We start from the raw sequence: 13144 nt of genomic DNA, 5'->3' as shown, positions 1-13144 counted from the left end.
ATGTCCATTACAGTGAATACGGTGTCAAACGTAACAGCGACGGCCTCTGCGGCCAATAAGCCTGCAACGAATAAGGCTTCATCTAATACAGAGAGTAAAGCTGCCTCTACCGCCGATACGGGTAGTGGTGCTCAGCAAAAAATTGCTGCATTACAAAATCAAATCAAAGTGCTAACCAAAAAGTTAAAAGAACTGGGTGCTAAAGCTGCCGATGCGCAGAGTGAGAATGAACGTAAACTCATTAAGCAACAGCAGCAGATGATTCAGGCGCAAATACAGGCGCTCTATGCCGAAATTGCCCGTATCCAAAAAGAAGAAGCAGAAAAGAAAGCGGCCGAGGCTGCATCAAAAACGACATCACAACAAACTGAAAATAAAGAAAAAAAGGGCGGAGTTAATATCTACGTCTGACAGCAATATTTGACACATTCCCATCTTTTTTTCTCTCTCTTTCCTGGCTGATACATTTTGTTACATGAGCTGTCAGGAAAGTGAGTATTTCATGCTTCATTGCCAACAATATCCCCTTCGAGAAAGTGCTTAAATTGCCGATATAACGGCTTGTACCCCGAATAATTCGGGTATATCGGCATCTTTTCATTTTCAGGAGGGAAAATGTCAAACACCATCAGCAGTATCAGCGTATCGACAACAACAGCAAGCAGCAGTAAAAGCAGCAACACCTCAGAGCAACAGATTGCGCAGCTAACCAAGCAAGTTCAGGCACTTACCAAACAAGTGAATAAACTGACCGAATCAGCTTCCAGCGCAGAAAGTGATGATGAACGTAAACTGATCGAACAACAACAGCAGGCCATTCAAGCACAGATCCAGGCGTTACAGGCACAGATTGCCCGCTTGCAGAGTGAAAAATCAGAACAGCAGTCTGATTCCACCTCTTCGGCTCAAAGTGCTAAACAAGAAGGCGTCAACCGCCCGACAGCAGATAACCAGATTAATATCTACGTCTAGTCTGCGTCAGGGATGGGGTAGCCGGTAAATGTAAAAGGTCGCTTGATTGAAGCGACCTTTTTTTCGTCATAGATTACCGCAGTAAGCGGATCGTCAGGAACGGGGCCGTTTCAGCGGTGTTACCAACCCTTGCAGACCCTCTATCTTTATTGCCAGCGTAATTTGCATCAATTCCCCCAAGCGGCCATTAGGAAATTCGCCCTTGCGGGAGAACCACAGCAGGTACTCTTCCGGTAAATCAATCAACGCTCGCCCCTTGTATTTACCAAAGGGCATCTGCATCGTGGCAATGTCTATCAGGTCTTCTTTTTCCACCCGCTTACTCTCCCAACAGCCGGATCATTTCCGCCTCATCGATCACCGGGATCCCCAGTTCCTGAGCCTTCGCCAGCTTGGAGCCAGCGGCTTCACCAGCGATCACCATATCGGTTTTTTTCGAGACACTCCCACTCACTTTTGCCCCTAACGCCGTTAGCCGATCTTTGGCTTCGTCGCGGGACAAAATAGTCAGCGATCCGGTCAATACCACCGTTTTCCCCGCAAATGGGCTGTCGATCTCTTCAGCCTTGACGACCACAACCTCAGGCCAGTGAATGTTGATGCCTGCGGGATCGGTCAGTTCGCGAATAACGGTTTGGTTATGCTCTTCTTCCAGAAAATGACGCACGTGTGCGGCAACGACTTTACCGACATCCGGCACCGCCAGTAGCGTCTCTTCATCGGCGGCAAACAGCGCCTCCAGCGAACCAAAATGGGCGGCCAGATTGGCAGCCGTCGATTCGCCAACGTCGCGGATCCCCAACGCATACAGAAAACGCGCCAGCGTGGTGCTTTTCGCTTTTTCCAGCGCATTAACCAGATTCGTCGCTGATTTAGGCCCCATGCGATCCAGCCCTGTCATGATCCCGGCACTCAGGCGAAACAGATCGGCTGGCGTCTTGACGTACTCTTTTTCCACCAGTTGATCGATGATCTTATCGCCCATGCCTTCCACATCCAATGCGCGACGAGAAACAAAATGCTTCAGCGCCTCTTTGCGCTGGGCGCCACAGATCAACCCCCCGGTACAACGCGTGACGGCTTCCCCTTCCACACGTTCAACATCCGAACCACACACGGGGCAGGCCGAAGGGAAAACAATCGGCTGCACCGTTTCTGGCCGTTCAGATTCCACAATGCCGACGATCTGCGGGATCACATCCCCCGCTCGACGCACAATCACGCGATCGCCAATCTGCAAACCCAGCCGCTCAATTTCATCAGCATTGTGCAGTGTGGCGTTGCTGACGATGACACCGGCCACGGCGACTGGCTCCAGACGCGCAACAGGTGTAATCGCCCCTGTCCGCCCAACCTGAAACTCAACATCGCGTACCCAGGTCAGCTGTTCCTGCGCCGGGAATTTAAAGGCCACCGCCCAGCGAGGCGCACGGGCAACGAACCCTAACCGTTCCTGCAGCTCCAGAGAGTCAACTTTGACAACGACGCCGTCAATATCAAAGCCTAACGAACTGCGGGTCTGTTCGACGTGACGATAAAAATCGAGTACTTCGGCCGGACCGGTACATAACTTAATTTTGTCACTAACCGGCAGCCCCCACGCCTTGAACTGCATCAGACGCTCCCAGTGACTGGCGGGCAGTTCACCGCCTTCCAGCAAGCCAACGCCATAGCAGAAAAAGGTCAGCGGACGCTTAGCTGTAATGCGTGGGTCGAGCTGACGCAGCGATCCGGCGGCGGCGTTACGCGGGTTGGCAAATACTTTGCTCCCCGTACGGCGTGCTTCTTCATTCAGCTTTTCAAAACCGCTGTGTTTCATAAACACTTCACCGCGCACTTCGACACGGCGCGGAATATTTTCACCTTCAAGGCGCAACGGAATTGCCGCAACGGTACGAATGTTGCTGGTGATATTTTCACCGGTCGTGCCATCCCCACGCGTGGCCGCCTGCACCAGAACGCCGTCTTCATACAACAGACTGACCGCTAAACCATCCAGCTTCAGCTCGCAGCAGAATGTCAGATCGTCACCGTTTTTCAGCCTGTCGCCAATTCGCTTGCTGAAGGCCAGATAGCTCTCTTCATCAAAGACGTTATCCAGCGATAACATCGGCACTTCATGGCGCACCTGTTCGAATGCCGCCAGCGGCGCTGCCCCCACACGCTGCGTCGGAGAATCGCTGGTCACCAGTTCGGGATGATCCGCCTCTAACGCTTTCAGTTCCTGCATGAGTTTGTCATATTCGACATCAGGGATTTCGGGCGCATCTTCAACGTGATATTTGTATTCGTGATGGCGTAAGACCCGGCGCAACTCCGCTACCCGCAGTGCGACCACATTCACTTCGGCTGGTTCTTTCTTCACTGGTTTCATACCTGTTTTATCTGACGTGTCGCCCTGTCGGCGTTATGATTGTTATGATTCTCGCTCGTGGTGTGACAGAGCGAGAATCATTAGCTTGCGGTCTGAACGGCTTCATGATGATTCGAGTGCCGTCAGTTTGGCTTTTTAAGATTTAGACGCGTTAGCTTTAATCGTGTTGATGATGTTCGTCGTGGAGCAACCGTCCTCAAAGTTCAGCACTTTCACTTCACCGCCGTTGGCCCAGACCTCTTCGCTGCCGGCGATTTCATGTGGCTGGTAGTCCCCGCCTTTCACCAGAATGTCCGGCAGAATGCTGGCAATCAGGCGCTGCGGCGTATCTTCTTCAAACGGCACAACCCAGTCTACAGCTTCCAGTGCACCCAGCACGATCATGCGCTGTGGCAGCGGGTTAACGGGACGCGTTGGCCCCTTCAGGCGTTTGGTTGACGCATCGCTGTTGACTGCAACGATTAACCGGTCGCCAAGTTTGCGGGCATTTGCCAGATAAGACACATGTCCGGCATGCAGAATATCGAAGCAACCGTTGGTCATCACAATCTTTTCACCACGCTGGCGCGCCAGTTCAACGGCCTTTTTCAGCTGTTCTTCTGTCATCACGCCAAATCCGGTGTCGGCACGGCCACGGATAGCATTTTCCAGCTCAATCGGTGTGACCGTTGATGTGCCAAGCTTGCCAACGACGACGCCTGCGGCGGCATTCGCCAGGAAACAGGCCTCTTCCAGCGGATTACCCGCCGCCAGCGCAGCGGCCAGCACACCAATGACGGTATCGCCGGCACCGGTCACGTCGTACACTTCCTGCGCCTGCGTAGGCAAATGCAGCGGTGCTTTGCCCGGCTGTAGCAGTGTCATCCCTTGTTCGGAACGCGTAATCAGCAACGCGGACAACTCGTAATCAGCGACCAGTTGCATGCCGCGCTCAACCAGCTCTTCTTCCGTTTTGCAACGCCCTGCCACCGCTTCAAACTCAGACAGGTTTGGCGTCAGCAACGTCGCGCCACGATAGCGGGCAAAATCCGTGCCTTTCGGGTCGATCAGCACTGGAACACCCGCTGCTTTTGCCGTCTGAATCATGGTTTGCACATGCGCTAATGCGCCTTTTGCATAGTCAGACAGCACCAGCGCGCCAATTTTTGGCAGCGCCAGTTGAATACGCTCAATAATCGGCTGAGGATCAATTCCCTCAAAGCCTTCCTCAAAATCCAGTCGGATCAGCTGCTGATTACGCGACAGCACGCGTAGTTTGGTAATCGTCGGGTGCGTAGGAACAGAGACAAAGTCGCACTTCACGTTGACTTCGCCAAGTTTGGCATTCAGCGCGCGAGCGGCATCATCAATGCCCGTTAACCCCACCAGACGCGATCCCGCCCCCAACGCAGCGATGTTCATGGCGACGTTCGCCGCGCCGCCAGGGCGTTCTTCGATCGTATCAACCTTGACCACAGGCACCGGTGCCTCTGGTGAAATTCGGCTGGTCGGCCCATACCAGTAACGATCCAGCATGACATCACCCACCACTAACACACCCGCTTGACGGAAATCAGGCAGCGTCACTTTCATCCTCTACTCCAGGCTTATTTCGCATAATGCGCGTAATAATATCATAGGCACAATCATTACACGTCACCGCAGCACGGCTCTTTGCTGAGCATTGGGCCGCATACCCCATCATCATATAGCTAAGGGGAACCTAGGCTCCCACTAACCACTTATTCCAACTCACCAGCACCAGTTCCCGTTCTGCAACAAACCGATCCTTGCTGACCCGGCCGGACAGTTCCTGCAAGGCCAGATGGTGCAACTCATTGCGCATGGTGACGTAGGCCAGTTTGAGCGCATTGGCTTCGCTCTCTTCCATCACACCATACTGCGCCATCAGTTCCAGAATGCGCACATTGTCTGACCAACGGGTCAAACGCGGTTCCTGAGCGGCATAACGCAGCACCAGATATTGGGCAATAAATTCGATATCCGTAATGCCGCCCGCATCCGTTTTGATGTCAAAGAGCGCTTTATCTTTGTTCGCCAGATGCTGACGCATTTTTTCCCGCATTTCTCGCACTTCAGTCCGCAGGGTATCTGCGTCACGCTCTGCACACAGGATGCTGCGTCGAATAGACTCAAAGGTCTGCTGCACGCCGCTTTCGCCGTACACCATACGCGCACGCACCAACGCCTGATGTTCCCACGTCCACGCTTCCTTACGCTGATACTCATCAAAGGCTTCTACCGTACTCACCAACATGCCAGCCGCCCCCGATGGCCGCAGACGAGCATCCACTTCATACAAAATGCCTGATGACGTCCGGGTGCTAAACAGGTGCATCACACGCTGCGCGAGGCGCAGGTAGAACTGGCGGCCATCAATACTGCGTTCGCCATCCGTCATCACGTCCGACGGGCAGTCCAGCAAGAACACCAGATCCAGATCGGAGCTATACCCCAGTTCCCAACCGCCGAGCTTGCCATAGGCAATAACGGCAAACCCACGGCCTTCGCGGTGCTGTAAATGGGACGGCTGGCCGTAGCGTGCCACCATCTGTCCCCACGCCTGCTGAACGACTGCCGCGATAATCGCTTCCGCCAGATACGTTAAGTGATCGCTCACTTTCATTACTGGCAGTACGCCACCGATATCTCCTGCGGCGATGCGCAGTTGCTGCGACTGTTTAAACTGGCGAACCGCTTCCAACTGTTGTTCTTCATCATCCTCAGGTACGCGCATCAAATACTGGCGTAGCTCATCGACATACGCGCCCGGAGCCGTCGGCTGATACAACGTTGCCGCATCGAGCAATTCATCCAACAGAAGGGGGTAGCGCGCCAGTTGGCTGGCAACCATCGGCGAGGCCGCACACAGGCGAATCAGCTGACCGAGCGCAGCACGGGACTCCAGCAACAGTTCGAGATAGGTCGTACGTGTGACGATCCCCAGCAGCAACGGTGTCAGACGAGACAGCACGCTATCGGCTTCCTGACGAGCACAGACCTCCGCCAGCAAGCACGGCATGAGCTGATCCAGCACATCCCGCCCACGTGGCCCAATTGTGCGTTTCGCCACATCGTTGCGGAATTCCACAATCGTCCGCATCAGCTTTTCACGCACGGTTTCCGTGAGGTGCGGCGTCAGTGGAGCCAGTTCGCCGTCATCCAGCGTATCCTGCCATAGGCTGCTATAGCTGCCATGTTCGGGGATATCATTATTGTCTGGCGCATCATCGCCAATCAGATCGTCAAATACGCGGCGCACCGCCTGCATATGCTCCGACAGCATCGATTGCAGCGTGTCCCAACTATCTACCCCCATTCCCCATGCCAGACGCTGCTGGTTCAGTTCATCCTCTGGCAGCGTTTGTGTCTGCTCATCGGCAATGGCTTGTAACAGGTTCTCCAGACGGCGCAGAAACAGATAAGAAGTACTGAGATCGAGCACCTGTTGTGGCGTTAATAACCCCAGTGCCCCTACATGCTGGAGCGTAGGCAGCAGCGAGCGTCCCTGTAATCCCGGCTCACGCCCGCCACGGATCAGTTGGAAAACCTGCGTAATAAATTCGATTTCACGAATCCCGCCAGCGCCCAGTTTAATGTTGTTGCGCAGATCGCGGCGACGCACCTCGCGGGCAATCATGCCCTTCATATTTCGCAGCGACTGGATGACGCTAAAATCAATATAGCGCCGGAAAACGAAGGGCTTCAGTGTGCTACGCAGTTCCTGACTGTAAGCCTCGTCCATTCCGCCCATCAGGCGCGCTTTGACCATCGCATAGCGTTCCCAGTCTCGTCCCTGCTCCTGATAATAATCTTCCATGGCGGCAAAGCTGAGCACCAGCGGTCCACTGTCGCCGAAGGGGCGTAGTCGCATATCCACGCGGTAAACAAAACCGTCGACAGTAGGCTGATCCAGCACCTTAATGAGCCGCTGCCCCAGACGCGTGAAGAACTGCGCGTTATCCAGCTCGCGCCGTCCACCTTGTGTATGACCATTTTCGGGATAGACGAAAATCAGATCGATGTCCGAAGAGAAGTTAAGCTCTCCCCCACCCAATTTTCCCATGCCAAGAATCAGCAGAGGCTGAGCCACGCCCTGCGCATTGCAAGGTGTGCCCCATTCACGGCAGCAGGCCTGATATAGCCAGCTTCTGGCCGCCACAATCACCACCTCGGCCAGTTCGCTCAGCTGACGCAGCGTATGTTCCGTGGTACTGGTTTGCAGCGCCTGCGACCACGCAATCCGCGTCAGCATATGGCGGCGAAACCGACGCAATTCCGCCATCAACGCATTTTCATCGTTAACGTCGGACAGGGCGTCGCGCAGCCAGTCGGCGTAGTGCTGCCACTCTTCAGGCTGCGGCGGTTGCTGATGAATCCCTTGCCACCAGTCAGGGTGCAGCGCAAGCGCATCGCTGACAAAATCGCTCAATGCCAAAACAGCGGCATCGCTGTCCGTTATCGGTTCATTCGGTGCAGCTTCCCGCAAACGCGCGAGTGCACGTTGAGATTGTTCCGTCAGAAGCACAGGTAAAGCAGGCAAAGGAAGTATCGGCATGGGGGTTCCCTTGATGCGCCGCCTATCCTCACTGACAAGCGGCAGTTAACGGTTACTGTGACTGTCCGCCGCTATGTAGCCAGAACGGCGACAAGGCCAGGGCCTCTTTACGATAGGCTTCCAGATACACGGAAGGCGCTTTCCCGGCAGCGAGACGCTCCAGTTCCTGTAGCAACATCCGCCAGTGTTCAAGGTAGGCTTCTACCTGTTCCGCCGGATACGCACCGGATAAGAGAAGAAAAGCGCAGATATTACGTTGTAGACGAGGGATTTGCTGTTCGTACTGCGCTTCTGTCAATTTAGAAGAAAAGGCGCTTTTCAAGTCCGCCGTGCTGCGACTTAGCATAATATCGGCAAAGCGTTTGAACGATCCCTGTAGCTTAATGCGATCTTTATTATCCATATGGTCACGCCAGCCAGACTCGATCAGCCAAGAAGTCAGTACCAACTTACTTTGCAGGTAGTCGACGCTGTAGCACACTTCCGCGCCATCGGCGCTTTGTAGTCGGGCTTCCAAAGTGGCGAGTGCAGAGCGAAAAAGCGTAGTGACCTTGCGTAACACAACGCCACCCACCAGCACCAGCATTTCGCGCATTAACGCACTGGCTTCTGGCAGGGCTTCACGGGCAGAGGCATTTCCTCTTACCCACAGTTCTTCGTGGTATTGCCAGTGACTCAACCCCAGTTCCAGCGCCGCGCGGATGGCCTGATCGATATTGGTTTTTGCATCCACAACCAATCGATTGAGAGGCAGACACTCACGAACTGGATTACCTTTAGCCAGATGGTATCCACGCGCCGCCTTACTCAGGCTACCCTGCCGCATACCGCCAAATTCTGCGATTTCCTTTGCCAGTTCCAGCAGGTGGGTAGTCTGACCAATCTTAAGTTCCATCTCCAATTCGCACAGTGGTTCACTCAGGTCGCCAGCACGAATTTCACCACGATCTAACGCAACTTCAATCACGCTTTGGTAGTAAGTAAATACCCACTTTTCACGCGTAAAATCAGTACTAAACAGCGGTTTGAGCGACGATTGCAGCGCTTCAACCTCGCAATCTTCCGGCCAGACGTCTGCCGGAAACAGGCTGAGATCCAGCTCGGCTTTCTCCAGGGCCACGTTGTATTCTGGGTGTTGATGCAGCCCACCAATCACCTTGCCGGCCGTTTTCGCCGTCATTTCATAGCGTTCATTTTCGCCACGAATACGCAGGCCAATACCGTTGCGGCGCAGATAATTATCGTCTGTTTCATAATAGACATTGCTCAGGCGCTGGGCGCGCATGTGCTCATACTGACTATAATCGCTCTCCCATTCAGCCAACTGCGTTAACAGCGATTCAACGCTGTCGGGATGAACAATAAATTTCAGCTCAATTTCTTCACTCATAGCATTCACAACACCAAGACCACGTTCATTATCCTGTCAGTAAATAACATTTTACTTCACCTTACTACTCTTACCGCACACACTCTTTTTCACCTGCGAACAAGCGCGCATTTCTTATGCAAACCAGCCATCAGCTACACGACTTTCCCCTGCTTAAACACTCCGCGCACCGCCTTCTAAGACTGTTCTCATTTCGGTTTATACATTGCCTCGTCAGACTTAAGCCTCTACTATCAGACCACCATTAACGCAACATGATGATCTTATGCAGAAATTAGGCTTACTCTGTTTTACTTTATTTTCTCTCACGCTGAGCTGGACCGCACAGGCGGAAGAAAAACGCTATATTTCCGATGAGTTATTGACGTATGTCCACAGCGGGCCGGGCAATCAATATCGTATCGTCGGCACACTGAATGCAGGTGCAGAGGTCACGTTGCTCAGCGTTAATGAAAACGCAGGCTATGCGCAGATCCGTGATGACAAAAACCGCACCACCTGGATCCCTCTCGACCAGCTTAGCAATACGCCAAGCCTGCGCACGCGGGTGCCGGAGCTGGAAAATCAGGTTAAAGACCTGACGGACAAACTGAATAATATCGATCAGACCTGGAACCAGCGTACCGCTGATATGCAGCAGAAAGTCGCGGCCAGCGATGGTGTTATTAACGGATTGCGTCAGGAAAACCAGGATCTGAAAAATCAGCTTATCGTTGCGCAGAAGAAAGTCAGCGCGGCGAATGTCCAGCTTGATGATAAGCAGCGCACCATTATTCTACAGTGGTTTATGTATGGCGGCGGAGTTGCCGGCATAGGCTTGTTGCTGGGTCTGCTGTTACCGCACATCATCCCCCGCAAAAAGAAAAATGACCGCTGGATGAGCTAATCGAAATAAGTGCCTGCTTCTTGCAGTAATGCCGATCAGTTAAGGATCGGTTGACCGATCCAGTGGATGTGTAAAAATCCGGAAATGCTCACCCGTTTCCGGATTTTTTTATGCACATTGGACAGGCTCTTGATCTGGTATCCCATTACGACTCTTTGCGTAACCCACTGACTTCTCTGGGGGATTATCTCGACCCCGAACTCGTCTCACGTTGTCTCGCCGAGTCCGGCACGGTCACGCTACGCAAGCGGCGTCTCCCGCTTGAAATGATGGTCTGGTGCATTGTCGGCATGGCGCTTGAACGTAAAGAGCCCCTTCACCAGATTGTTAACCGTCTGGATATTATGCTGCCGGGTAACCGTCCCTTTGTCGCCCCGAGTGCCGTGATTCAGGCTCGCCAGCGCCTGGGAAGTGAGGCCGTTCGCCGTGTGTTCACACAAACTGCACAGCTCTGGCATAGTGAAACGCCACATCCACACTGGTGTGGCCTGACTCTGCTGGCCGTGGATGGCGTGGTCTGGCGAACGCCGGATACACCAGAAAATGATGCCGCCTTCCCGCGCCAGACACATGGCGGAAAACCGGGACTCTATCCACAGGTAAAAATGGTCTGCCAGATGGAGCTGACCAGCCATCTGCTGACGGCAGCAGCCTTTGGCACGATGAAAGAGAGTGAAAATGCGCTTGCAGAACAGTTGATAGCACAGACAGGTGATAACACGCTGACTTTACTCGATAAAGGCTATTACGCACTGGGTTTGCTGAATGCCTGGAATCAGGCGGGGAAACACCGGCACTGGCTGATCCCGCTGAAAAAGGGGGCGCAGTATGAAGAGGTCAGGAAGCTGGGTAAAGGTGATCATCTGGTAAAATTGAAAACCAGTCCACAGGCCCGTAAAAAGTGGCCGGGTCTGGGGGAGGAAATCACAGCACGGCTACTGACACTGACCCGCAAAGGAAAGGTCTGTCATCTGCTGACGTCGATGACGGATGCGCTGCGCTTCCCTGGTGGAGAGATGGCGGACCTGTACAGCCACCGGTGGGAAATCGAGCTGGGCTACCGTGAGATAAAGCAGACGATGCAACTGAGCAGGCTGACACTGCGAAGTAAGAAACCTGAGCTCGTGGAGCAGGAGTTATGGGGAGTATTACTGGCCTATAATCTTGTAAGATATCAGATGATTAAAATGGCAGGACATCTGAAAGGATACTGGCCAAATCAGCTGAGCTTCTCAGAATCGTGCGGAATGGTGATGCGAATGCTGATGACACTACAGGGTGCTTCACCGGGCCGCATCCCGGAACTAATGCGTGATCTTGAAAGCCAGGGACAACTGGTGAAATTACCGATAAGAAGGGAAAGGGCCTTCCCACGAATAGTAAAAGAAAGGCCCCAAAAATACAGTAAGGCCCGTAGATAAACTGCCAGTCAGTCGCTTAACTGACTGGCATTACGGCCAGTTGACTGCCATTGTCTGCTGCACTAATAAGACAACGGCGCAGATCTGAATCAATAACTTCCCCACATAGGCGCGCAGGAAAAATTTCTGCATGCTTTCAGCGCTAAAGAAATATGGGTTGGTTAATGACGTTCTGGTTTCACGCACCGGGATGCCGTGCACATAGACCATCCATTCACTCTTTTCCTTTGGCAAAAAGACAATGCCTTTTTCACTCAGGCTGTGTAATCGCAGAGAGAGGATGACGGGGTAAACGAGACCCATGACGAGAAGATAGAAAATGGGGGCGCTGATGCCGACAAGCGCCAGCGCGCCACAGAGACAAATCGCAAAAAAGATCCTGACGGTGTAGATAAAAAGAGAAGCAGATTGGTAGTTCATTTTAAATCCATTTATATACGGTGTTTTCGCCGCATTACTCTACTGCTTATCTTTTTATAGTTAAAGCGGCATTCTATATTCTATAACGCCCGGTTTTTCCGCTACCCAATCATAAAGTCGCTGGGCTGTTTTATTGGTTTCCTGGGTATGCCAATACAGCCGATCGCAGTGTTTTTCCTGCGCTTTTTCTTTCACATATTCAATCAGTTTTTTGCCAACGTTTTTACCGCGAGCGGTGGGGGCAACGAAAAGATCTTCCAAGTAACAATAAAGGTTTACACCCCAGGTGGAATCGTGAAAAACAAAATGTGCGAAGCCGATAATATGTGATCCTTCCCGTGCTACGGCGCAGTGAACGGGAATCTCTGCTTTAAAAAAGCGATCCCAGGTTATTTTAGTGACTTCATCGGTAAGCTGGACGTTATAGAACGCCTGATAACTTTCCCAATAGGGTAGCCATTGCTCATAATCTTCTGGTTCGACTGAATTAATTATAATTTCCCGATCTGAATTCATCATTTTTACTCTCATGTTGTCGCGAATATTTTGTGGTTACGAATGGGTGCTGAAAATCAGGCTGCTTTTCATAGCAATAAGATAACAACGGAATAGCCGGATATGCCCCGCCACTTATTGATAGGTAGGCAGACCAATTCGGGGGAGTGAGGGCGGTGTTTGCAGAGGCGCCGCATCGACGCCCCTGATATTTATGCGGTGTAGATATTACCGTTACGTAACACTAAATCGGCAGTCGTTGCCGTTTCTGCTGCGATGAGTGTCGGTGAGGCAAAAAGCAAACCAGAGACGGTTATAGCAAGTGCTGCGAGCCTGAAAGATGCGTTGCCAGAATGGGATGAGGATGTCTTGCTGACGAGGATGTGGGATAGCTTTTTGTTATCGGCGCGAAGCGCACTATTTTTTTCCATACGTTATATCTCCATATATAGCGTTTATACCCGTTGATGGGGCGTTGCTATTTTTTAGTAGCGATGGAGAAATAACTGTACAGATTGTGCTCTGCTTATCTCGATGAGCACTAAACGCACATCGGGTGATAATTTCTTTAGTTGATTGTTTACCGGTGCCTTTTCTGCACGCCGAAAAAATAAAAAACCCCGATAAA

At 52.5% G+C, this 13144-nt stretch carries 12 protein-coding genes; 4 read left to right on the top strand and 8 right to left on the bottom strand.

The window, feature by feature from the left end; all coding sequences use genetic code 11:
- Nucleotides 1–411, top strand: coding sequence for a FlxA-like family protein (locus I2D83_RS04830; RefSeq protein WP_205947645.1), 411 nt, complete (start codon nt 1–3; stop codon nt 409–411).
- Between the two features lie 204 nt (nt 412–615).
- Entirely contained in the window at nt 616–972 is a 357-nt protein-coding gene (locus tag I2D83_RS04825) for a FlxA-like family protein (protein ID WP_015841547.1), read from the top strand.
- Nucleotides 973–1065: 93 nt separating this feature from the next.
- Here the strand turns inward: I2D83_RS04825 and I2D83_RS04820 are convergent, their stop codons facing one another.
- The 5 genes from I2D83_RS04820 to I2D83_RS04800 all read right to left on the bottom strand — a co-directional run bounded on the left by I2D83_RS04820 (nt 1066) and on the right by I2D83_RS04800 (nt 9294).
- A complete protein-coding gene (locus tag I2D83_RS04820) occupies nt 1066–1287 on the bottom strand; it encodes a DUF3820 family protein (RefSeq protein WP_015841548.1) in 222 nt (73 codons plus the stop codon).
- Nucleotides 1288–1291: 4 nt separating this feature from the next.
- Nucleotides 1292–3346 (bottom strand): NAD-dependent DNA ligase LigA, encoded by a 2055-nt coding sequence (gene ligA, locus I2D83_RS04815; RefSeq protein ID WP_043881830.1) that lies wholly within the window; start codon nt 3344–3346, stop codon nt 1292–1294.
- Between the two features lie 135 nt (nt 3347–3481).
- Nucleotides 3482–4918: a bifunctional D-glycero-beta-D-manno-heptose-7-phosphate kinase/D-glycero-beta-D-manno-heptose 1-phosphate adenylyltransferase HldE gene (gene hldE / locus I2D83_RS04810; RefSeq protein WP_015841550.1), complete on the bottom strand. Its 1437-nt coding sequence runs from the start codon at nt 4916–4918 to the stop codon at nt 3482–3484.
- Nucleotides 4919–5048: 130 nt separating this feature from the next.
- A complete protein-coding gene (glnE, locus tag I2D83_RS04805) occupies nt 5049–7904 on the bottom strand; it encodes a bifunctional [glutamate--ammonia ligase]-adenylyl-L-tyrosine phosphorylase/[glutamate--ammonia-ligase] adenylyltransferase (RefSeq protein WP_205947644.1) in 2856 nt (951 codons plus the stop codon).
- 52 nt (nt 7905–7956) lie between these two features.
- On the bottom strand, nt 7957–9294 hold the full coding sequence (locus I2D83_RS04800; RefSeq protein WP_180778659.1) for a CYTH domain-containing protein: 1338 nt from the start codon (nt 9292–9294) through the stop codon (nt 7957–7959).
- 265 nt (nt 9295–9559) lie between these two features.
- Here I2D83_RS04800 and I2D83_RS04795 point away from each other — a divergent pair, with 265 nt between their 5' ends.
- Nucleotides 9560–10180: a TIGR04211 family SH3 domain-containing protein gene (locus I2D83_RS04795; protein WP_015841553.1), complete on the top strand. Its 621-nt coding sequence runs from the start codon at nt 9560–9562 to the stop codon at nt 10178–10180.
- 110 nt (nt 10181–10290) lie between these two features.
- Entirely contained in the window at nt 10291–11601 is a 1311-nt protein-coding gene (locus I2D83_RS04790; protein ID WP_182101296.1) for an IS4 family transposase, read from the top strand.
- A gap of 30 nt (nt 11602–11631) precedes the next feature.
- Here the strand turns inward: I2D83_RS04790 and I2D83_RS04785 are convergent, their stop codons facing one another.
- The 3 genes from I2D83_RS04785 to I2D83_RS04775 all read right to left on the bottom strand — a co-directional run bounded on the left by I2D83_RS04785 (nt 11632) and on the right by I2D83_RS04775 (nt 12947).
- Complete coding sequence (locus tag I2D83_RS04785; RefSeq protein ID WP_241007271.1) at nt 11632–12021, bottom strand: hypothetical protein; 390 nt, start codon at nt 12019–12021, stop codon at nt 11632–11634.
- A 60-nt stretch (nt 12022–12081) separates the two neighbouring features.
- Nucleotides 12082–12540, bottom strand: a complete 459-nt coding sequence (locus I2D83_RS04780; protein WP_180778593.1) for a GNAT family N-acetyltransferase — start codon at nt 12538–12540, stop codon at nt 12082–12084.
- A gap of 188 nt (nt 12541–12728) precedes the next feature.
- Complete coding sequence (locus I2D83_RS04775) at nt 12729–12947, bottom strand: hypothetical protein (RefSeq protein WP_228483946.1); 219 nt, start codon at nt 12945–12947, stop codon at nt 12729–12731.
- Between the last annotated feature and the right edge of the window lie 197 nt (nt 12948–13144).

The organism is Pectobacterium aroidearum, from assembly GCF_015689195.1.
GTDB classification, from domain to species: Bacteria; Pseudomonadota; Gammaproteobacteria; order Enterobacterales; family Enterobacteriaceae; genus Pectobacterium; species Pectobacterium aroidearum.
Note: the sequence above shows the minus strand (reverse complement) of the source record. Positions and strands in the feature narration are given on the sequence as shown.

Coding starts and splice junctions, on each gene's coding strand:
- I2D83_RS04830 (WP_205947645.1), top strand. CDS start 1: ATGTCCATTACAGTGAATACGGTGTCAAACGTAACAGCGACGGCCTCT.
- I2D83_RS04825 (WP_015841547.1), top strand. CDS start 616: ATGTCAAACACCATCAGCAGTATCAGCGTATCGACAACAACAGCAAGC.
- ligA (WP_043881830.1), bottom strand. CDS start 3,346: ATGAAACCAGTGAAGAAAGAACCAGCCGAAGTGAATGTGGTCGCACTG.
- hldE (WP_015841550.1), bottom strand. CDS start 4,918: ATGAAAGTGACGCTGCCTGATTTCCGTCAAGCGGGTGTGTTAGTGGTG.
- glnE (WP_205947644.1), bottom strand. CDS start 7,904: ATGCCGATACTTCCTTTGCCTGCTTTACCTGTGCTTCTGACGGAACAA.
- I2D83_RS04800 (WP_180778659.1), bottom strand. CDS start 9,294: ATGAGTGAAGAAATTGAGCTGAAATTTATTGTTCATCCCGACAGCGTT.
- I2D83_RS04795 (WP_015841553.1), top strand. CDS start 9,560: ATGCAGAAATTAGGCTTACTCTGTTTTACTTTATTTTCTCTCACGCTG.
- I2D83_RS04790 (WP_182101296.1), top strand. CDS start 10,291: ATGCACATTGGACAGGCTCTTGATCTGGTATCCCATTACGACTCTTTG.
- I2D83_RS04785 (WP_241007271.1), bottom strand. CDS start 12,021: ATGAACTACCAATCTGCTTCTCTTTTTATCTACACCGTCAGGATCTTT.
- I2D83_RS04780 (WP_180778593.1), bottom strand. CDS start 12,540: ATGATGAATTCAGATCGGGAAATTATAATTAATTCAGTCGAACCAGAA.
- I2D83_RS04775 (WP_228483946.1), bottom strand. CDS start 12,947: ATGGAAAAAAATAGTGCGCTTCGCGCCGATAACAAAAAGCTATCCCAC.